The organism is Streptomyces sp. NPDC007991 (assembly GCF_042958445.1).
Lineage (GTDB): Bacteria > Actinomycetota > Actinomycetes > Streptomycetales > Streptomycetaceae > Streptomyces.
Map to the genome: position 1 here is coordinate 718,081 of NZ_JBIBJD010000001.1, position 19,556 is coordinate 737,636.

The window sequence follows — 19,556 nt, forward strand, 5'->3', positions numbered from 1 at the left end:
CCGCGCATACATTCATTCCAGATAGTAGAAGTTAGTTTCCATATTACGGAATAGCTCACCGCGGGGCGCGACGGGAGTGCGAATCCGACGGCCGAAGCAGGAGTACTCGATGGCTCGAATGACCGCTGCCCGCGCGGCAGTTGAGATCCTCAAGCGCGAGGGCGTCACCGACGCGTTCGGTGTCCCGGGCGCGGCGATCAACCCCTTCTACGCGGCGCTCAAGGCCTCCGGCGGCATCCACCACACCCTCGCCCGCCATGTAGAGGGCGCCTCGCACATGGCCGAGGGCTACACCCGCACCCGCGCGGGGAACATCGGCGTCTGCGTCGGCACCTCCGGCCCGGCCGGCACCGACATGATCACGGGCCTGTACTCCGCGACCGGCGACTCCGTCCCGATCCTGTGCATCACCGGCCAGGCCCCGACCGCCGTGATCCACAAAGAGGACTTCCAGGCCGTCGACATCGCCTCGATCGCCAAGCCGGTCACCAAGATGGCCGTGACGGTGCTGGAGGCCGCGCAGGTCCCGGGCGTCTTCCAGCAGGCCTTCCACCTGATGCGCTCGGCCCGCCCCGGCCCGGTCCTCATCGACCTGCCGATCGACGTCCAGCTCACGGAGATCGAGTTCGACCCGGAGACGTACGAGCCGCTCCCGGTCTACAAACCCGCCGCGACCCGCGCCCAGATCGAGAAGGCGCTCGGGATGCTGAACGCCTCCGAGCGGCCGCTGATCGTCGCCGGTGGCGGGGTCATCAACGCCGATGCCGCCGAACTGCTCGTCGAGTTCGCCGAGTTGACCGGCACACCGGTCGTCCCCACCCTCATGGGCTGGGGCGTCCTGCCCGACGACCACGAGCTGAACGCCGGCATGGTGGGCCTGCAGACCTCGCACCGCTACGGCAACGCGACGTTCCTGGAGTCCGACTTCGTCCTCGGCATCGGCAACCGCTGGGCCAACCGCCACACGGGCAAGCTCGACGTCTACACGGCCGGACGGACCTTCGTCCACGTCGACATCGAGCCCACCCAGATCGGCAGGATCTTCGCCCCCGACTACGGCATCGCCTCCGACGCCAGGGCCGCGCTGGAACTGTTCGTCGAGGTGGCGCGCGAGCTGAAGGCGGCCGGCACCCTGCCCGACCGCTCGGCGTGGGCCGAGGCCGCGCAGGAGCGCAGGGCGACCCTCCAGCGCCGTACGCACTTCGACGACATCCCGATCAAGCCGCAGCGCGTCTACGAGGAGATGAACAAGGCCTTCGGCCGGGAGACCCGTTACGTCTCCACCATCGGCCTCTCGCAGATCGCCGGTGCCCAGATGCTGCACGTCTACCGGCCTCGCCACTGGATCAACTGCGGCCAGGCCGGCCCGCTCGGCTGGACCGTCCCGGCCGCGCTCGGCGTCGCCCGGGCCGACCCGGAGGCGTCCGTCGTCGCGCTCTCCGGCGACTACGACTTCCAGTTCATGATCGAGGAGCTGGCGGTCGGCGCGCAGCACAAGATCCCGTACGTCCACGTCCTGGTCAACAACTCCTACCTGGGCCTGATCCGCCAGGCGCAGCGGGCCTTCGACATCGACTTCCAGGTCAACCTGGAGTTCGAGAACATCAACGCGCCGGAACTCGGCGTCTACGGCGTCGACCACGTCAAGGTCGCCGAGGGCCTCGGCTGCAAGGCGATCCGGGTGACCGACCCCGCCGAACTCGGCGCCGCCTTCGAGCAGGCCAAGAAGCTCGCCGCGCAGTACCGGGTCCCGGTCGTCGTCGAGGCGATCCTGGAACGCGTCACCAACATCTCCATGTCGACGACGAACGACATCGGCAACGTCGTGGAGTTCGAGGAGCCGGCCACCGAGCCCGGCCACGCGCCGACCTCGATCAAGCCGCTGAAGGTCTGATCCCCGCACAGCACAGGGGCGGCCCGTCCGAAAGGAGGGGCCGCCCCTGCCGCGTTCCCGCACACCGGACCCGACGTCAGTCCCCGCCGCCTCCGCCTCCACCGCAGGAGTAGTAGCCCCCTGCGCCCCCGCCCGTGCCGCGCGGCGAGTGCTTGAGGAGGCCCTTGCCGCCCACCTCGGCCCTGCGGACCAGCCCGGCCCGCAGGGCGAAGCGCGGCACCAGCAGCCTGAGGGCCGCCTCGCCGTGCAGGGCGATGGCCAGCAGCCGGTCCTGGTCGGTGAGGCCGCGCCTGCCGGCCGGCAGCGGGTGGCGCTGCCGCAGCTCCCGCACATGACGGCGGGCACCGCGCGTCGGACCGAGCAGCGGATAGCGCAGCAGGCCCGCCTCCGCGAGCGGGACGCGCATCAGGGCCACCGCGAGCCGTACGCCCGGGTCCTTGACCAGCGTCCGCAGACCGGCGGGCTCGTGGAGACGGGAATGCACCTCCCGGGCCAGGGGAGACGGCGGCCGCTGCGCGCTCACGGCGTCCGCGACACCCGCCCGCATCGTCCCCGGCCGGTCCGCCACCACCAGGCCCCGCAGATGCAGATCCACCACGGTGACGGTGACGGCGGCCCGGGGGCCGTCCCCCAGCAGCGCGATCTCGTGCGGCTCCAGCCGGACCGCCGTACCGTCACCCATGGCTTCACCCCCGTGCCGGGGCCCGCCGCCCCCGTGCCGGCGGGCCCGTGTGCCGAGAATGTGCCCGGCCCCGGGGGCGGTTGAAGCCCCCGGGGCCGGGTTCAGAGGTTCATTTGAGGGTTCCGTACACGAGGTACGACCGGTGCCGTACGCGCGCCGGCCAAAGGAGTGCGGGGCCGTTTCACGCCTCGTGGTGCTCCGACAGCCCCGGCCAGTCGTCCGGGCCGCCGCCCTGCCACTCGACGAGGTCGCTCTCCGCGACGTCGGTGACGTACAGGTCCGCCAGCCGCAGGATCTCGGCGACGTCGTCGGCGTGCGTGGCGACGCCCAGGGGCTCCTCGCCCAGGGTGACCCGGCGGGATCCGTCCAGCGCGGGGGGATGGACCACTACATGCGGGTGCTCGGTGGGAGGTGCCATGCCTTCAGGCTGCTGCGGCAGGGCCGGTTCCGCACCCCGGGGCGGGCCGGCCGTCCGACGGCGCGAGGCTGGGCGCGACAGGACGTTCGCGCCGCCGGACGGGGCCGGTGGGGTGCCGGTACGAGGACCGCGGCGGGTGCGACGGAGTCCGCGACGGGCCTCCCTCAGGTCGAGAAGCCCGCCCGGGTCCTTCACCACCGCACTGGCTCACACTCCGCCGCGGCCCGCCTCCTCCACGCGCCGCCCGACCTCCGGGCCGACGGCGTGGACGTGCGATGCGGGCATGGCTGGGCCGGGCGGCGCCGCCCCTTTGGGCGCGACAGGACATGTCAGCGGCGGCGCCGCCCGGGGTAGGGGGGTGAACCCGGGATCCGCGAGGTCAGACCGGGGCGCCGGAGAGCCGCTCCACGGCCCGCAGCAGCGCCGAGTGGTCCAGGCCGCCGTCGCCCTGCGCGCGCAGGGACGCGACCAGCTGGGCGACCACGGCGCCGACCGGCAGGGCCGCGCCGACATCGCGGGCGGCGTCCGTGACGATGCCCATGTCCTTGTGGTGCAGGTCGATCCGGAAGCCCGGCCTGAAGTCCCGGCCGAGGAAGTTGTCCTTCTTGCGGGTCAGCACGGTCGAGCCGGCCAGGCCGCCGTTCAGGACGTCCAGGGCCGCCCTCAGGTCCACTCCGGACTTCTCCAGGAAGACCACGGCCTCGGCGCACGCCTGGATGTTCACGGCGACGATCAGCTGGTTGGCGGCCTTCACGGTCTGGCCGGAGCCGTGCGGGCCGCACAGCACGATGGTCTTGCCGAGCGCCTCGAAGATCGGCCTGGCCCGGTCGAAGTCGGCCTGCTCGCCGCCGACCATGATGGACAGCACGGCCTCGATCGCGCCGGCCTCTCCGCCGGAGACGGGGGCGTCCAGGGCGCGGATGCCCTTGTCGCCGGCCGCCTTCGCCAGGTCGACGGAGGTCTGCGGGGTGATCGAGGACATGTCGATCAGCAGGGCGCCGGACCTCGCGTTCTCCAGGATGCCGTCGGGGCCGTAGGCGATGGCCTCGACCTGTGGGGAGGCCGGCACCATCGTGATGACGACGTCGGCGTCCCGCACGGCCTCGGCGATCGAACCGGCGGCGGTGCCACCCGCGGCGGCGAGGCGGTCCAGCTTCTCCCGCTCCAGCGTGTAGCCGGTGACGTCGTAGCCCGCCTTGACGAGGTTCTCGGACATGGGGGAGCCCATGATGCCGAGGCCGATCCAGGCGATCTTGGGCAGGGCGGTGGTGGTCATGGTGGGGATGCCTTTCGGTGCGGGGGTCAGCGGGGCAGCCAGTCGAAGGCCTCGGCGCTCGGGCGGTCACCCGGCTTGTACTCGAGGCCGACCCAGCCGTCGTAGCCCGCCTTGTTCAGCTGGTCGAGGAGGTCTTCGAGGGGCAGCGAGCCCGTCCCGGGGGCGCCGCGGCCGGGATTGTCGGCGATCTGTACGTGGCCGGTCCTCGCGGCGTACCGCTCGATCGCCCGCGGCAGGTCCTCGCCGTTCATGGACAGGTGGTAGAGGTCCATGAGGAAGCGGGCGTTGCCCAGCCCCGTCGCGTCGTTGACCTTGTCGACGACGCCGACCGCGGCCGGTGCCGACACCAGCGGGTACGACGGCGACTCGGGCCGGTTGAGCGCCTCGATCAGCAGGATCGCGCCGATCCGGTCGGCGGCCCGGGCCGCGAGCGCCAGGTTCTCCAGCGCGAGCGCGTCCTGCTCGGCCGGGTCCACGCCCTCGACTCGGTTGCCGTACAGGGCGTTGAGCGCCGTGCAGCCGAGGGAGGCGGCGAAGTCGGCCGCCACGTCGACGTTGGCGCGGAACCTCTCCGACTCCTCGCCCGGGACCGACAGGGCGCCGCGGTCGGGGCCGGGCAGCCGGCCGGCGTAGAAGTTGAGGCCCGTGAGCCGGACGCCCGCGTCCTCGACGGCCTTCCTCAGCGCGTCGAGTTCCGACCGTTTAGGGGTGGGCGAGTCGATCCAGGGCCACCACAGCTCGACCGCCGTGAAACCGGCCGCGGCGGCGGCCGCGGGGCGCTCCAGGAGCGGGAGTTCCGTGAAGAGGATCGACAGGTTGACGTTGAAGCGCTGGTCTGCGAATCCCATCGGGCCGCGCTCCCTTCCGCTTTATTTCGTATCGTGGAAGTTGTTTTCTGTCTACCGGAAGACTGCCGTTGGTGTCGTGGCTTGTCAAGGGAGTGGAGGCGCTAGGGTCGCTCAGGTCACGACGGTTCTGGGGGCAGCATGCGACTGAGAGTGGAGTTCACGACCGAGCCCTTCGACCTCGACGAGGCGCCCGCGCACGCGCTGGTGGCCCGTGAGGTCGTGGAGGCCGCCGAACTCGACGCCGTGGACGTCGGTCCGTTCGGCAACACCGCCGAGGGCGGTGCCGACGCGGTGCTCACCGCCGTGGACGCGCTGCTCCGCAGGACCCTGGAGGCGGGCGCCACCCGCGTCACCCTCCAGGTCAACGTGATCGAGGAGGGCGGGGCATGAGCGGCACCGGGGACGAGCCGTTCATCGCGGCCGTGAAGCCCCTGGTGGACGCCATGGGCGGCGAACTGATCCCGCCCGACGAGGCCGGCCCCGACGACGTCGTCCTCTCCTGGGAGGGCCGCGACGCCGTCGCCGTGCGGCTGCCGCAGCTCGCCGACTCCCTCGATCACATCCTGGCCGCCATGGAGCGCCGCAAGGGCATGCCCCTGGCCGACCTGGACCGCAAGGCCAAGCAGGAGGTCGTGCGGATACTCGAGGCGCGCGGCGCCTTCTCCGTGCGGCACGGGGTGGAGACCGTGGCGAGCGCCCTGGGTGTCAGCCGCTTCACCGTCTACAACTACCTCAACCGCGAGAAGGGGACCTGACCGGGCCCGCGCCCTCTCTCGCCGCCCGCGGGTTTCGTCACGCGGAATTTTCAACAAACTGTTGACGCGCTGTCGTGGGAGGGCGTTAGCTGTCGGCACGCCCGTTCAGCACGAAGGCCGTACCGGCCACGGAGGCTCCCGTGACGTCCACTTCCATGCCGCCGGGCCTGGCCCGGTTCAACGCCCTGGAGGAGCACGCGGCCTTCACCGCGCTCCACGAGGCGTGCGCCTCCACGGCGTGGGCGAAGCGCCTGCTCGCCGCCCGGCCCTTCGCCACCCCCGAGGCCCTGTACGCCGCGAGCGACGCCGCCATGGCGGAGCTGACCGCGCGGGACCTCGCGGAGGCGATGGCCGGTCACCCGCCCATCGGCCGCCCGAAACCGGGCGATTCCGCCTCGGCCCGGGAGCAGCGCGGCATGGCCGGCGCCTCCGGCGAGCTCAGGGCTCAGATGCTGGAGCTGAACCTCGCCTACCAGGAGAAGTTCGGCCATGTCTTCCTGATCTGCGCCACCGGCCGGACCGGCGAGCAGATGCGCGATGCGGTCAGGGAACGGCTCGGCAACACGCCGGAGCGGGAGCGGGAGATCGTCCGCACGGAACTGGGGAAGATCAACCGCATCCGTCTGGCCCGACTCGTCGAAGAGGACTGACAGCAGCATGAGCACCTCCGCCACCGCGTCCGTGTCCACCCACATCCTGGACACGTCCGTCGGCCGCCCCGCCGGGGGCGTCGCCGTCCGCCTCTTCGCCCGCTCGGGGCGCGACGCCGGCTGGCAGGCGCTCGGCGGCTCCGCGACCGACCCGGACGGCCGGTGCAAGGACCTCCCGGCCCTGCCGGAGGGGACCACCCATGTACGGCTCGACTTCGCGGTGGAGCCGTACTTCGACAAGAAACAAGCCGATGCGCAGCAGGACGCCCCCGCGAATCGGGACAGCGGTGCCGTGTTCTTCCCCGAGGTGGCGGTCACCTTCGCCGTGACGCCCGGGGAGCACTACCACGTACCGCTGCTGCTCAACCCGTTCGGCTACTCCGTATACCGAGGGAGCTAGCTACTCATGCCCACCATTCTGGGACAGAACCAGTACGGCAAGGCCGAGAACCGAGTCGTCAGGATCACGCGGGACGGCGCCACCCACCACATCAAGGACCTGAACGTCTCCGTGTCGCTGAGCGGCGACATGGACGAGGTCCACTACTCCGGCTCGAACGCCAACGTCCTGCCCACCGACACCACCAAGAACACGGTGTACGCGTTCGCCAAGGAGCACGGCATCGAGTCCGCCGAGCAGTTCGGAATCCACCTCGCCCGCCACTTCGTGACCTCGCAGGAGCCGATCAGGAGGGCCCGGATCCGCATCGAGGAGTACACCTGGGAACGGATCGAGACCCCCGGTGCCGGCGCCCACTCCTTCGTCCGCAAGGGCCAGGAGACCCGGCTCGCCCAGATCACGTACGACTCGGACACCTGGGAGGTCGTCTCCGGCCTCACGGACCTGACCGTGCTGAACTCGACCGACTCCGAGTTCTGGGGCTACGTGAAGGACAAGTACACCACGCTCCCCGAGGCGTACGACCGGATTCTCGCGACCTCCGTCACCGGCCGCTGGCGCTTCAACTGGTCCGCCGACGAGCAGCGGATGCCCGACTGGGACGCGTCCTACGAGCAGACGAAGCAGCACCTGCTCCAGGCCTTCGCCGAGACGTACTCCCTCTCGCTCCAGCAGACGCTCTACCAGATGGGCGCGCGCATCATCGACCATCGCGACGAGATCGACGAGGTCCGCTTCTCGCTGCCGAACAAGCACCACTTCCTGGTGGACCTGGAGCCGTTCGGACTGCAGAACGACAACGAGGTGTACTTCGCGGCCGACCGGCCCTACGGCCTGATCGAGGCGACGGTCCTGCGCGACGGCTGCGAGGCGAGGATCCCCGTGGACCTCACCAACCTCTGACGTCCCTGCTGACGTTCCGTCTTTCGGCACCCGTGGCCGGGGAACCCTTTTCCCGGCCACGGCACTCAAACCCCCAGGGTCCTGCCGTGCCCCTTCCATCCCAGCGCAAAGGACGAACCATGGCAGCAGCCCAGCGCATCGTCATCGACAACTGTGCGATCGCGACCGTCGACCACGACGACACCGAGTACGCCTGCGGGCACGTCGTCCTGGCGGGCAACCGCATCGAGTCGCTCGGCGCGGGCAAGGCCCCCGAGGGCCTGGAGAACGTCGTACGCCGTATCGACGCCTCCGGTCACCTCGTCACCCCCGGACTGATCAACACCCACCACCACTTCTACCAGTGGATCACCCGCGGTCTGGCCACCGACCACAACCTCTTCGACTGGCTGGTCGCGCTGTACCCGGTCTGGGCGCGCATCGACGAGCCGATGGTGCGCGCGGCCGCCCAGGGCTCGCTCGCGATGATGGCCCGCGGCGGCGTCACCACCGCCATGGACCACCACTACGTCTTCCCGCACGGCTCCGGCGACCTGTCCGCCGCGATCATCGGCGCCGCCCGCGACATGGGCGTCCGCTTCACCCTCGCCCGCGGCTCCATGGACCGCAGCGAGAAGAACGGCGGCCTGCCCCCGGACTTCGCCGTCGAGACCCTCGACGGCGCCCTGGCCGCCACCGAGGAGACCGTCCGGCAGCACCACGACTCCTCCTTCGACGCGATGACCCAGGTCGCCGTCGCGCCCTGCTCGCCCTTCTCCGTCTCCACCGAACTGCTGCGCGACGGCGCCCAGCTGGCCCGCCGCCTCGGCGTACGGCTGCACACCCACGGCTCGGAGACCGTGGAGGAGGAGAAGTTCTGCCACGAACTGTTCGGCATGGGCCCGACCGACTACTTCGAGTCCACCGGCTGGCTCGGCGAGGACGTGTGGATGGCGCACTGCGTCCACATGAACGACTCCGACATCGCCGCCTTCGCCCGCACCGGGACCGGCGTCGCGCACTGCCCCTCCTCCAACGCCCGCCTCGCCGCCGGTATCGCCCGCGTCCCCGACATGCTCGCGGCCGGCGTCCCCGTAGGCCTCGGCGTCGACGGCACCGCCTCCAACGAGTCCGGCGAACTCCACACCGAGCTGCGCAACGCCCTCCTCATCAACCGCCTCGGCGCGCACAAGGAGGCCGCGCTGAACGCCCGCCAGGCGCTGCGCCTGGGCACCTACGGCGGCGCCCAGGTGCTGGGCCGGGCGGCGCAGACCGGCTCCCTGGAGCCCGGCAAGCTCGCCGACCTCGTGCTGTGGAAGCTGGACACCCTCGCCCACGCCTCCATCGCCGACCCGGTCACCGCCCTGGTCTTCGGCGCGGCGGCCCCGGTCACCGCCTCCTTCGTGAACGGCCGGCAGATCGTCGAGGACGGGCGGCTGCTCACGGCCGACGAGGACGCCATCGCCCGCGCCACGCGGGACGAGGCCCGGCGGCTGGCGAGGATCGCCGCGCAGGCCTGAACCCCCCGATGACTCCGGCCGGGAGGGACGGCTCCCGGCCGGTGGCCGCGGACCCGAGCGGGGTCCACGGCGGCCTCTCCGGGGCGCGCGCACGCGCGCGCCCCGGAACGGCCACCCCGTCCGCCGCATGTCCGGTCCCGCACGACCACCAGCACCACCTCCTTGACACCCACGGCCGTCATCCGGCGCAGCCGTGTAACCGACCGGAGGGAAGCCGCCGTGGCCGACCACCCCGTTGACGAAAAACTCCCCGCGCTCAAGATGGCGACGACCGGCCTGCAGCACGTGGCCGCCATGTACGCGGGAGTCGTCGCCCCACCTCTGATCGTCGGCGCGGCCATCGGCCTGACCGCCGGCGACCTGACCTTCCTCACCGGCGCCTGCCTGTTCACCGCGGGCCTCGCCACGCTCCTCCAGACCCTCGGCATCTGGAAGATCGGCGCCCGGCTGCCGTTCGTCAACGGCGTCACCTTCGCCGGTGTCGCCCCGATGACCGCGATCGTCGCCTCCACCGAGGACAAGTCCGACGCCCTGCCGCTCATCTTCGGCGCGGTGATCGTCGCCGGACTCCTGGGCTTCATAGCCGCCCCCGTCTTCTGCAAGGCGGTCCGCTTCTTCCCGCCGGTGGTGACGGGCACGGTCATCACCCTGATCGGCGTCTCCCTGCTCCCGGTCGCCTTCGGCTGGGCGCAGGGTCCCGACCCGGCGGCGCACGACTACGGGTCGGCGACCAACCTGGGGCTGGCCGCGGGCACCCTCGTGATCGTCCTGCTGCTGCGGCGCTTCACCCGGGGCTTCGTCAAGCAGATCGCCGTGCTGCTCGGCCTGGTCGCCGGCACGCTGATCGCGATTCCGTTCGGCGCCACGGACTTCGGCCCGGTCACGGACGCGGCGGTCATCGGCTTCCCCACGCCCTTCCACTTCGGCGCCCCGCAGTTCCAGCTCGCCGCGATCCTCTCCCTGTGCGTGGTGATGGTGGTCTCGATGACCGAGTCGACCGCCGACATGCTGGCGCTGGGCGAGATCGTCGACCGCCCGGCCGACGAGAAGACCATCGCGGCCGGTCTGCGCGCCGACACCCTCGGCTCGGCGATCAGCCCGCTGTTCAACGGCTTCATGTGCAGCGCCTTCGCGCAGAACATCGGCCTGGTCGCGATGACGCGGATCCGCAGCCGGTACGTCGTCGCGGCCGGGGGCGGGTTCCTGGTGCTGATGGGCCTGTGCCCGATGGCCGCCTCGCTGATCGCCGTCGTACCGCGCCCGGTGCTCGGCGGGGCGGGCGTGGTCCTGTTCGGCTCGGTCGCGGCCAGCGGCATCCAGACCCTGGTGCGGGCCGGCCTGGAGAAGGACGACAACGTCCTGATCGTGGCCGTCTCCCTGGCCGTCGGCATCATCCCGATCACGGCGCCGGAGTTCTACCACGCCTTCCCCCAGACGGCGCGGATCGTCCTGGACTCGGGCATCTCGACGGGCTGCGTCGCGGCGGTCCTGCTGAACCTGGTCTTCCACCACCTCGGCCCGCGCGACCGGGACGCCCACGACGTGACCCATCCGATGGAGGCGGGCGAGCAGATCACGGGAGTCCCCCGGTCCCCGGCCGCACCGTGAGACCGGCGAAAACAGCTCCGGACTCCGCTTAGGCTTCTGCCTCGGTCAACTCACCGTTGACCGGGGGGCAGGGGACGAGGGGGAGACGGACCGATGAACCACGCGACCGAGGTGTTCCAGCCGTTGCAGGCGGACGATCCGCCCGTGGTGGCCGGATACCGCCTGGCCGCCCGGCTCGGCGCGGGCGGCATGGGCCGGGTCTACCTGTCGCACACGCAGGGCGGCCGGCCGGTGGCGATCAAGGTGGTGCGGCCGGAGCTGGCCGACGACCCGGCCTTCCGGCGCCGGTTCCGACGGGAGGTCGAGGCGGCCCGGCGGGTCCGGGGCGCGTACACGGCCGAGCTGATCGACGCCGACGCGGACGGCGCACCGCCCTGGGCGGCCACGCTGTACGTGCCCGGCCCGTCCCTGACGGAGGCCGTCGCCCGGGGCGGGCCGCTGCCGGTGCCCGCGGTGCTGTGGCTGATGGCGGGGGTGGCCGAGGCGCTGCAGGCCATCCACGGGGCGGGCATCGTGCACCGGGACCTCAAGCCGTCGAACGTGCTGCTGGCCGCCGACGGGCCGCGAGTGATCGACTTCGGCATCTCGCTGGCCGCCGACTTCACCTCGCACACCGCCACGGGCGCCACCGTCGGCACTCCTCACTTCATGGCTCCCGAGCAGGCGTCCGGGGGCGAGGTCACGGCGGCGACCGACGTCTTCGCGCTGGGGCAGACGGCTGCCTTCGCGGCGCTGGGCCGGCCGCTGTACGGGGACGGCTCCGCGGTGGGGGTGCTGTACCGGATCGTCCACGACGAGCCCGACCTGTCCCTGCTGCCCGAGCAGCTCCGTCCGCTGATCGCCCGGTGCCTGGCCGCCGCCCCGGAGGAGCGGGCCGCTCTGGCGGAGATCGTCGAGAGGTGCCGGCAGGGGCTGGGCACGGACGCCGACGCGGGCGCGGGCCCGGCCGTCTGGCGGGACGTCATGGGGCCGGAGGTGACGGTCCCCTCCCCGGCGGACCTCGACGCCACCTGGGTCTCCCCGGCACCCCTCGACCCGACGCGGGTGCAGAGGCAGCCGCTGGTCGTCACACAGCCGCAGACGCGGCCGCCGGGACCGCAGGAGGGACGGGCGCGCAGACGGCGCACCGCCCTGATCACGACCGGGGCCGTGACCGCGGGGGCGCTGGTGCTGACCGGACTGGTCTGGACGGTCGCCGACGCGGGGAACGGATTCCGGGACTGGGTGGCGGGCGCACCGTCGACGCCCGGCCCGGAGAAGTCCGGACGGTCGGCCGCGCCGGAGTCGTCGAAGGGGGCGCGCTCGGGCTCCGGGCCCGCGTCGGGAGCGGAGGCTGATGCGGAAGCGGGCGGCGGAACTCCGGAAGCGTCCCGTCCGTCCCCGGCCGCGTCCACGTCACCGCAGGTCATCACGCAGGCGCCACTGCTGCTGAACGCGAAGACTTCGCTCAGCTTCGACAAGCCGCTCTGGCGCGACGACCGCAAGGGAGACATCCGCCTCAACTGTGAGAACCCGAGCTGCGAGCTGGAGAGCGACACCAGCGTGTTCGTCCAGATGTTCACCGACGAGGCGGTTTCCCTCGACGAGTGCCGGCTCCTGCTCGGTGCTGCCGACCGCCACCGCTGGACGCTGGCCTCGGTGGCGGCCGGCAGCCAGATCTGCGTCAGGCACCCCTCCGGGGACATCGCCCTGCTCGTGGTCCAGACGAAGTCGACCGCGCTGCCGGAGCTCGCCTCCCTCATGGTGGACATGACCGTCTGGAAGAAGGCGGCCTGAGGGGGCTCCCCCTAGAGTCCGAACAGGCCCGGGTCCGACGCCAGCCTCCTGAACTGGTCCCGGGGGTCCGGGACCAGCTTGCGGGTCTTCAGGTCCAGCAGGCCGAGGACCGCCGTGATCTCGGCCGCCACCGTGCCGTCCGTCTTGCGGACCGTCTGCTCGATGCGGAAGGTCTTGCCCTCGCCCCAGGCGAAGGCGCAGGTCACCTCGACCTCGTCGCCCGCTACGAGCTCGCGCTGGTAGCGGAGGGTCGTCTCCAGGGCGACCGGGCCCACGCCGCTGCCGACGAGGGCGGACTGGCTGATCCCCGCGGCCCGCAGTAACGACCAGCGGGAGTGCTCCGCGTAGTTCAGATACACGCTCTGGTTGAGATGACCCTGCACGTCGGTCTCGTAACCGCGGACGGTCACCGGGACGGAAAACGGCTCGCTCATGGGCTTCCCCTCTCACACCGGGCACGCGTGGCGTACGCAACGACCCACCGATCTTGGCATGCCCATCACGCCCGGCGGGGCGAGGCCAGGAGATAGCGCGTCCCGGTGCGCGGCTCGCGATGCTCGCTCACCTGCCAGCCTGCCTGTTCCAGGGTGGCCGCGCAGGTCCCCAGGGCCTCGCCGTCCGGCTCGTACACGGCGACGGCCTCCGGCTGCGGTGTCTCCCGCACCCGGTAGCCCCCGCCATCCCGCCCGGCCGGGGGGTGTCCGGCCGCTTCCAGCGCGAGTGCGGCGGCCTGCACGAGATGCGTACGCTCCCAGCCGCACGGCCGGTCCGCCGCACCGTCCGGATTGGTCATCCGGCGCAGCTCCAGCAGCCCCTGCCAGGCGCTGTGCACCTCACGGCGCCGCGCGGGCCCGCTCTTTGGCGCCGCCTCCGCGCCGCCGACGCGCGCGGCGAACACACCTGCGGTGGCGGGGGCCTCGGCAGCGGGCCCGGGCACCTGGGTGACGCCCTGCCGTACCCGGTGCCCCTCCGGCGTCAGGAAGTGATCGTGCGGCGGCCGCGGATGCCGGAAGGCGAGCCCCCGCTTCACCAGCGCGGCGAGCTGTGCCTCCGTACCCCGCAGCCGGCCGGTCACCGGGTCGGCGGCGTCGATGACCCGCCGCTGCGCGGCGGTCGGCGGTCGGCTCACGGCGCGCTCCTCTCCGGCACGGGACAGGCCCCGGGGCACTCGCCCCACCTGCTGGAAGGCTACGACCCGCCACTGACAATCGCGCCTACTGGCGGTACCCGCCGAGGAACCGCCCGATCCGCCCGATCGCCGCTTCCAGGTCGTCGGCGTACGGGAGGGTCAAAATGCGGAAGTGGTCGGGGGCGGGCCAGTTGAAGCCGGTGCCCTGGACCACCTGGATCTTCTCCCGCAGCAGCAGGTCCAGGACGAACTTCTCGTCGTCGTGGATCTTGTGCACCTTGGGGTCGAGACGCGGGAACGCGTACAGCGCCCCCTTCGGCTTCACGCACGTCACGCCGGGAATCTCGTTGAGCTTCTCCCACGCGACGTCGCGCTGTTCGCGCAGCCGGCCGCCCGGCACGGTGAGGTCGTGGATGGACTGACGGCCGCCGAGGGCGGCCTGGATGGCGTACTGGGCGGGCGCGTTGGCGCACAGCCGCATGGAGGCCAGCATGGTGAGGCCCTCCAGGTAGTCCTTGGCGTGCTGCCTCGGGCCCGTCACCACCAGCCAGCCGGAGCGGAAGCCCGCCACGCGGTACGTCTTCGACAGGCCGCAGAAGGTGAGCACCACCAGGTCGGGGGCGAGCGCGGCGGCCGAGTGGTGCACGGCGTCGTCGTAGAGGATCTGGTCGTAGATCTCGTCGGCGAACACCATCAGGCCGTGCCGCCGGGCGAGGTCCAGGATGCCCTCGACGATCTCCTTCGGGTAGACCGCGCCGGTGGGGTTGTTGGGGTTGATGATGACCACGGCCTTCGTGCGGTCCGTGATCTTCGACGCCATGTCGTCCAGGTCGGGGTACCAGTCGGCCTGCTCGTCGCAGAGGTAGTGGACCGCCTTGCCGCCCGCGAGGGTCGTCACGGCCGTCCAGAGGGGGAAGTCCGGGGCGGGGATGAGGATCTCGTCGCCGTCCTCCAGCAGCGCCTGCACGGCCATCGAGACCAGTTCGGAGACGCCGTTGCCGAGGAAGACGTCGTCGACACCGACCTCCAGGCCCAGCGTCTGGTAGCGCTGGGCGACCGCGCGGCGGGCGGAGAGGACGCCGCGCGAGTCGGTGTAGCCGTGCGCCTGCGGCAGCATCCTGATCATGTCCTGGAGGATCTCGTCCGGCGCCTCGAATCCGAAGAGGGCCGGGTTGCCGGTGTTCAGGCGGAGCACGCTGTGGCCGGCCTCCTCCAGTGCGTTGGCGTGCTCTATCACCGGGCCGCGGATCTCGTAACAGACCTCGCTCAGCTTGCTCGACTGCCGGAACTCCATGTGCTGCTTCCCCTCGCCAACTGTGTTGCTTGGTTTTACCAAGTAGCTGCTTGGAAAGTCCAACAACTTGTCTAGACTGCGTCGCATGCCACCTCGCCGCAGCTACGACCAGTACTGTTCCGCCGCCCGCGCCCTGGACGTCGTCGGCGACCGCTGGACCCTCCTGATCGTCCGGGAGCTCCTCGCCGGTCCCCGCCGCTACACCGACCTGCACGCGGACCTGCCCGGCGTCAGCACGGACGTACTCGCCTCGCGGCTGAGGGACATGGAGCGCGACGGCCTCGCGACCCGCCGCCGGCTGCCTCCGCCCGGCGCCGCGTATGTGTACGAACTCACCTCCCGGGGGCGGGAGTTGCTGCCCGTGCTCCAGGCGCTGGGGGAGTGGGGCCGGGCGGAGCTCGGGGAGCGGCGGCCGACGGACGCGGTGCGGGCGCACTGGTTCGCCCTGCCCCTGCTGCGCCTGCTGGACGGGGAGGGTCTGGTCGAAGTCCGCCTGGAGGAGGGGCGGTTCCATCTGCGCGCCGGTGCCGAGGAGGGGCCCGTGTACGGCGACGGACCCGCCCCCGGGGAGCCGGACGCCCGGCTGGTACTGGACACCGGCACGTGTACGGCGCTCAGCCGGGGGGAGCTGAGCTTGACCCGGGCGGTACGGGAGGGCCGGGTCGAGGTGAGCGGCGAGGGCACGCTCGCCAAGGCACTGCGCGAGGGATGACAGAAGGCCCGCACGAAGCGGGCCTTCTGAGGGTGTGGCAGGCTCTGGCCTGATCCTGTCTCAGGCCCCGGGCGGCACCCGTGACGGCCGTCCCGGACCGCGTGTCAGCGCGTACCCGGCGACCCCCGCCAGCGCGGCCAGCACGCCACCCACCCCCGTCCACACCCACCGGTCCGACCACCAGCCGGACGCCCAGCCGTCCTCGGGCTGCAGGCCCGCCAGCACCGCCGCGTTCTCCCGCTGGTCCTCGGACGCCGTCGCGATACCCGGCACCAGCGGCTCGGCCAGCGAGCCGTCCACCGCCGCCGCGCCGCCGATGTCCTTGGAGTCGGCGCGGACCTCGGTGTCGACCGGGAGGCCCAGGTCGGAGGTGGGGACGCCGGTCGCCGTCAGCCGGATGTAGTAGGTGCCGGGCAGCGGGTCGTTCGCCCATGGCTCCGACCACGCGCGGACCGTGCGCAGCACACAGGCCAGCTCCACGGAGGGCGTGTCAGCCGCCGCGGTGCGGGTCTGCGCCCCGTACTGGCAGGCCTGGCGGCGGCGCAGGCCGTCGTACACGTCGATCTGCCAGGTCTGCGCGGCATGGGTGTCCGGCAGCTTCACCGTCGCCCTGACCGTGGGGCGCTGTCCGGTGTCGGCGGGGAACGACCAGTACAGGTAGTCGCCCGTGGAGCCGTTCGCCGTGGCTTGCTGCCCCTGCTCGATCTCCGTCGCCGTACGGAACGAGGTGCCCGCCCGCTGGGGCGCGCTCGCTCCGTCCCGTGACGCGCTCGGCCACGGGTCGGCCGCGGCCGGCGCGGCCGCCAGCCCGAGGGTCAGCAGCGCGGCGCTCAGCGTACGTACAGTTCGCATCAGTTGGTCCTCCAGACCGCGACCCGCCAGCGCGACAGCCAGCCCCAGACGAGACCGGCGAGGAAGCCGGTGAGAATCAGCGCGCCGAGCAGCCACCAGCCGCGGCCGAGGCCGAAGGAGGCCACGTCGCCCGCCGGGCCCGGGCCGTCCACGACGTCGACCGTCAGCTCCAGCGGCAGCCCGGGCGTGGTCTTCACTCCGGAGGCCGCCGAGAAGGAGTGGCTGACCGCCAGGCACACGCTTTCCGCGGCCGGCTTGTCCCCGTCGGAGTCGTCACGCTCGGGTTCGGGGTATCTGAGCCCCGTCGAGATCACGTCCGTACGGCCGTCGCCCGCCGCCTCGCCGCGCACGATCTCCCGGCCGTGCGTCGTGACCGCCCGCAGGAGCACCCCGTGGTTGGGGTTCACTGCCCGGTCGGCCGCCACGCTCACCGAGGCCCGCAGCTCCTGGCCCGGCAGCACGTCCACCCGGTACCAGCGCTGCTGCCCGAACTCCTCCCGGTCCGTGTACAGCCCGGACTTCAGCGCCGGTGCCTTCGCGCACTCCTCGGCGCCCTCCACCGGCACCGGCGTCACCACCGGATCGGCCGCCCGGTCCACCAACTGGTTGACCCGGTCGGTGAGTTCGTCCTGGTGCTCCACCGAGGTGTAGGTGCCGCCGGTGGCCTCGGCGATACAGCTGAGCTGCCTGCTCAGCTTGGCGGTCGGCACCAGGCCCAGCGTGTCGATGGTCAGGCCGATGCCCTTGGCGGCGATCTCGCGCGCCACCTCGCACGGGTCGAGCGGGGCGCAGGTGTCCTCACCGTCGCTGATCAGCACGATGCGCTTGGAGCCGTCGCCGCCGTCCAGGTCGCCGGCCGCCTTCAGCAGGGCCGGGCCGATCGGCGTCCAGCCGGTCGGGCTGAGTGTGGCGACGGCCGTCTTGGCCTCGGTGCGGTCCAGCGGGCCGACCGGATACAGCTGCGCGGTGTCCTTGCAGCCCGTCTTCCGGTCGTCGCCCGGGTAGTTCGCGCCGAGGGTGCGGATGCCGAGTTCGACCTCCTCGGGCGTCGCGTCGAGCACCTCGTTGAACGCCTGCTTCGCGGCGGCCATCCGCGACTGTCCGTCGATGTCCCGGGCCCGCATCGAGCCGCTGACATCCAGGACGAGGTCGACCTTGGGGGAGTCCTGGCCGGTGGGTTCACCGGCGGCCGCTCCGGCCGGGAGGGCGAGCCCGGCCGTCAACGCGGCGAGCAGGGCACAGACGCCCGCCGCCAGCCGTTTTCTTGTGATCATCGGCGGATCCTATTGATCCCGGGTGCCGTGCTCCAAAACGAGGCTCAGGCAAGGGGATTGGGCAGGTCGGCCCACTGGTCGCCGGGCGCCTGCGGCGAGAGCCGCATCAGGGTCAGCGCCTTCGCCGGCAGCGGCTCCGCGCGCAGCGCCGCGAGGTCCGGGGTGCGGGGCAGATCCCGTACGGCCGTCTCCAGCGCCTGCGCGAGCGCCGCCCCCGACCCCGCCGTGCCGGCCAGCGCGCCCGCCACCAGCGAGCCGAACAGCTTGCGCCGCAGCGCGCGTTCGTCGTCCGTGACCATCCGGGCGGGCAGGTCGGGCACCGTGATGCCGTGCCGGGCGAGACGGGCCGGGCTGACACGGATGTCGGCCAGGTCGCGGTAGACCAGCCGCAGCGGATCGCCCGCCGGCGAAAGGATCACCAGGAGGTTCTGGCCGTGCGCCTCCAGGGCCACGCCCAGCTCCAGCAGCCGCAGACAGGCGGTGAGGGCGAGGCGCGCGAAACCGGCCAGCCAGGCGGGGGAGCGGGGCAGCCCGGTGGTGGCGAGTGCCGCCACCGGCAGGACTCGTTCGCCGGGCGCCGCGTATGTCTGCGGGGGCTCGCGCAGCACAGCCGCGAAGTCGGGGGAGCCGGCCGCCGCCGCGCCCAGGGTGCGGGTCATGTGCAGCAGGCCGTCGGTGTGCGACGCCGGCGCCTCGGCGAAGTCCGACAGCACCGCGGACGCGGCGACCGAGGCCAGCGAGATGTCCCGCACCGAGGACGTCAGCCGGGCGCTGAGCGAGGTCTTGACGTGCGGCCCGCCGGGCAGCGCCAGCGTCCGCAGCGCCATCAGGGGATGCCCGGCGCGCCGCTCCTCGCACGTCCGCTTCAGCACATGCGCCGCCTGCCAGGGGTGCACCGGCAGCACCACCCGCTCCCCGTCCCGCAGCTCCCGCGGCCACGCCCCCGTCACCAGGCACTCCCGCGCCCGCACCGGCACCAGCCCCAGCCCCACCAGCGGCCGGTGCTCGGGCCCGTAGGCGAGCTGCTCCGCCACCGAGAAACCGGGCCGCGACCGGCACGTGGGGTGGAACGGATGCCCGTCGACGATCCGCTGCTCCCACTCCCAGTCGCGCTCCGGCCACCCGTCCGTGCCGCGCCCCTCCTGCCCCGCTCTCGACAGCGCCAACGAGGCGACGCTGTGCCCGAGTTCGGCGGCGAAGGACGCGGAGTGCGGTACGGCGAGGTCCGTCACCAGCCGGGCCGGATCGTCGTACTCCGCCGCGTCGAGCCGTACGACGGTGACGTACGCGCCGGTCGCGTACGGATCCGGCCGCGGGCCGTGCAGCCGGCGGCCGTCCGACAGGTGCAGGGTCAGCCCGTCCCGGCCCTGCGCGCGGCGGGCGACCCAGGGCAGCGGATCATGGGCGAGACCGCGCCACAGACGGGACAGCACGGCCGCCCGGGCACAGGGCAGTCCGGCCGCGTACCCCGGCAGGAGACCGGGCCGCACGACGGCCAGTTCCTCGGCGACCTCGGCCTCGGCGGTGGGGGAACGGTGCACGGGCGGGCTCCTCGGGTACGAATAGGGCGTCACGGCGGGATGACG

At 72.3% G+C, this 19,556-nt stretch carries 20 protein-coding genes; 10 read left to right on the forward strand and 10 right to left on the reverse strand.

The window, feature by feature from the left end; translation table 11 throughout:
• Positions 1-109 precede the first annotated feature (109 nt).
• On the forward strand, positions 110-1,894 hold the full coding sequence (gene gcl / locus ACFZDA_RS03045) for a glyoxylate carboligase (RefSeq protein WP_391073926.1): 1,785 nt from the start codon (positions 110-112) through the stop codon (positions 1,892-1,894).
• Positions 1,895-1,970: 76 nt separating this feature from the next.
• Here gcl and ACFZDA_RS03050 read toward each other — a convergent pair whose 3' ends face one another.
• The 4 genes from ACFZDA_RS03050 to ACFZDA_RS03065 form a co-directional block, all read right to left on the reverse strand.
• A complete protein-coding gene (locus ACFZDA_RS03050) occupies positions 1,971-2,576 on the reverse strand; it encodes a TIGR04222 domain-containing membrane protein (protein WP_391073929.1) in 606 nt (201 codons plus the stop codon).
• A gap of 181 nt (positions 2,577-2,757) precedes the next feature.
• Entirely contained in the window at positions 2,758-2,994 is a 237-nt protein-coding gene (locus ACFZDA_RS03055) for a hypothetical protein (RefSeq protein ID WP_391073931.1), read from the reverse strand.
• A gap of 379 nt (positions 2,995-3,373) precedes the next feature.
• Complete coding sequence (locus ACFZDA_RS03060) at positions 3,374-4,270, reverse strand: 2-hydroxy-3-oxopropionate reductase (RefSeq protein ID WP_391073934.1); 897 nt, start codon at positions 4,268-4,270, stop codon at positions 3,374-3,376.
• Positions 4,271-4,296: 26 nt separating this feature from the next.
• Entirely contained in the window at positions 4,297-5,118 is an 822-nt protein-coding gene (locus ACFZDA_RS03065; protein WP_391073937.1) for a TIM barrel protein, read from the reverse strand.
• A gap of 138 nt (positions 5,119-5,256) precedes the next feature.
• On the opposite strand from ACFZDA_RS03065, the gene ACFZDA_RS03070 reads away from it, so the two are divergent.
• The 8 genes from ACFZDA_RS03070 to ACFZDA_RS03105 all read left to right on the forward strand — a co-directional run bounded on the left by ACFZDA_RS03070 (position 5,257) and on the right by ACFZDA_RS03105 (position 12,709).
• Positions 5,257-5,508 carry a hypothetical protein gene (locus ACFZDA_RS03070; RefSeq protein WP_391073940.1) on the forward strand — a complete coding sequence of 84 codons (252 nt, stop codon included), beginning with the start codon at positions 5,257-5,259 and terminating at the stop codon, positions 5,506-5,508.
• On the forward strand, positions 5,505-5,873 hold the full coding sequence (locus ACFZDA_RS03075) for a helix-turn-helix domain-containing protein (RefSeq protein WP_391073942.1): 369 nt from the start codon (positions 5,505-5,507) through the stop codon (positions 5,871-5,873). Before ACFZDA_RS03070 ends, ACFZDA_RS03075 begins: the two co-directional genes overlap by 4 nt.
• Positions 5,874-6,013: 140 nt before the next feature.
• A complete protein-coding gene (uraD, locus tag ACFZDA_RS03080; RefSeq protein ID WP_391073945.1) occupies positions 6,014-6,523 on the forward strand; it encodes a 2-oxo-4-hydroxy-4-carboxy-5-ureidoimidazoline decarboxylase in 510 nt (169 codons plus the stop codon).
• Positions 6,524-6,530: 7 nt separating this feature from the next.
• On the forward strand, positions 6,531-6,923 hold the full coding sequence (uraH, locus tag ACFZDA_RS03085; protein WP_391073948.1) for a hydroxyisourate hydrolase: 393 nt from the start codon (positions 6,531-6,533) through the stop codon (positions 6,921-6,923).
• A gap of 6 nt (positions 6,924-6,929) precedes the next feature.
• Positions 6,930-7,826, forward strand: coding sequence for a factor-independent urate hydroxylase (gene pucL, locus ACFZDA_RS03090; protein ID WP_391073950.1), 897 nt, complete (start codon positions 6,930-6,932; stop codon positions 7,824-7,826).
• A 119-nt stretch (positions 7,827-7,945) separates the two neighbouring features.
• The gene (locus ACFZDA_RS03095) at positions 7,946-9,325 is read left to right on the forward strand and encodes an 8-oxoguanine deaminase (protein WP_391073953.1); all 1,380 of its coding nucleotides are present in this window, start codon (positions 7,946-7,948) and stop codon (positions 9,323-9,325) included.
• A 219-nt stretch (positions 9,326-9,544) separates the two neighbouring features.
• Positions 9,545-10,933 (forward strand): solute carrier family 23 protein, encoded by a 1,389-nt coding sequence (locus ACFZDA_RS03100; RefSeq protein ID WP_391073955.1) that lies wholly within the window; start codon positions 9,545-9,547, stop codon positions 10,931-10,933.
• A 93-nt stretch (positions 10,934-11,026) separates the two neighbouring features.
• A complete protein-coding gene (locus ACFZDA_RS03105) occupies positions 11,027-12,709 on the forward strand; it encodes a protein kinase (RefSeq protein ID WP_391073958.1) in 1,683 nt (560 codons plus the stop codon).
• An 11-nt stretch (positions 12,710-12,720) separates the two neighbouring features.
• Here ACFZDA_RS03105 and ACFZDA_RS03110 read toward each other — a convergent pair whose 3' ends face one another.
• The 3 genes from ACFZDA_RS03110 to ACFZDA_RS03120 all read right to left on the reverse strand — a co-directional run bounded on the left by ACFZDA_RS03110 (position 12,721) and on the right by ACFZDA_RS03120 (position 15,132).
• On the reverse strand, positions 12,721-13,143 hold the full coding sequence (locus ACFZDA_RS03110; RefSeq protein ID WP_391073961.1) for a thioesterase family protein: 423 nt from the start codon (positions 13,141-13,143) through the stop codon (positions 12,721-12,723).
• Between the two features lie 65 nt (positions 13,144-13,208).
• Positions 13,209-13,838: a hypothetical protein gene (locus tag ACFZDA_RS03115; protein WP_391073964.1), complete on the reverse strand. Its 630-nt coding sequence runs from the start codon at positions 13,836-13,838 to the stop codon at positions 13,209-13,211.
• An 85-nt stretch (positions 13,839-13,923) separates the two neighbouring features.
• A complete protein-coding gene (locus ACFZDA_RS03120) occupies positions 13,924-15,132 on the reverse strand; it encodes an aminotransferase class I/II-fold pyridoxal phosphate-dependent enzyme (RefSeq protein WP_391073967.1) in 1,209 nt (402 codons plus the stop codon).
• 85 nt (positions 15,133-15,217) lie between these two features.
• Between ACFZDA_RS03120 and ACFZDA_RS03125 the strand changes: the two genes are divergently transcribed.
• Complete coding sequence (locus tag ACFZDA_RS03125; protein WP_391073970.1) at positions 15,218-15,844, forward strand: winged helix-turn-helix transcriptional regulator; 627 nt, start codon at positions 15,218-15,220, stop codon at positions 15,842-15,844.
• A 60-nt stretch (positions 15,845-15,904) separates the two neighbouring features.
• Here ACFZDA_RS03125 and ACFZDA_RS03130 read toward each other — a convergent pair whose 3' ends face one another.
• Genes ACFZDA_RS03130 through ACFZDA_RS03140 form a run of 3 tightly spaced genes read right to left on the reverse strand, consistent with a single transcriptional unit; the run spans position 15,905 to position 19,511 of the window.
• Positions 15,905-16,696: a hypothetical protein gene (locus ACFZDA_RS03130; RefSeq protein WP_391073972.1), complete on the reverse strand. Its 792-nt coding sequence runs from the start codon at positions 16,694-16,696 to the stop codon at positions 15,905-15,907.
• Positions 16,696-17,970 carry a VWA domain-containing protein gene (locus tag ACFZDA_RS03135; protein ID WP_391073974.1) on the reverse strand — a complete coding sequence of 425 codons (1,275 nt, stop codon included), beginning with the start codon at positions 17,968-17,970 and terminating at the stop codon, positions 16,696-16,698. Before ACFZDA_RS03135 ends, ACFZDA_RS03130 begins: the two co-directional genes overlap by 1 nt.
• Positions 17,971-18,014: 44 nt before the next feature.
• The gene (locus ACFZDA_RS03140; RefSeq protein WP_391073976.1) at positions 18,015-19,511 is read right to left on the reverse strand and encodes an IucA/IucC family protein; all 1,497 of its coding nucleotides are present in this window, start codon (positions 19,509-19,511) and stop codon (positions 18,015-18,017) included.
• Positions 19,512-19,556: the final 45 nt, after the last annotated feature.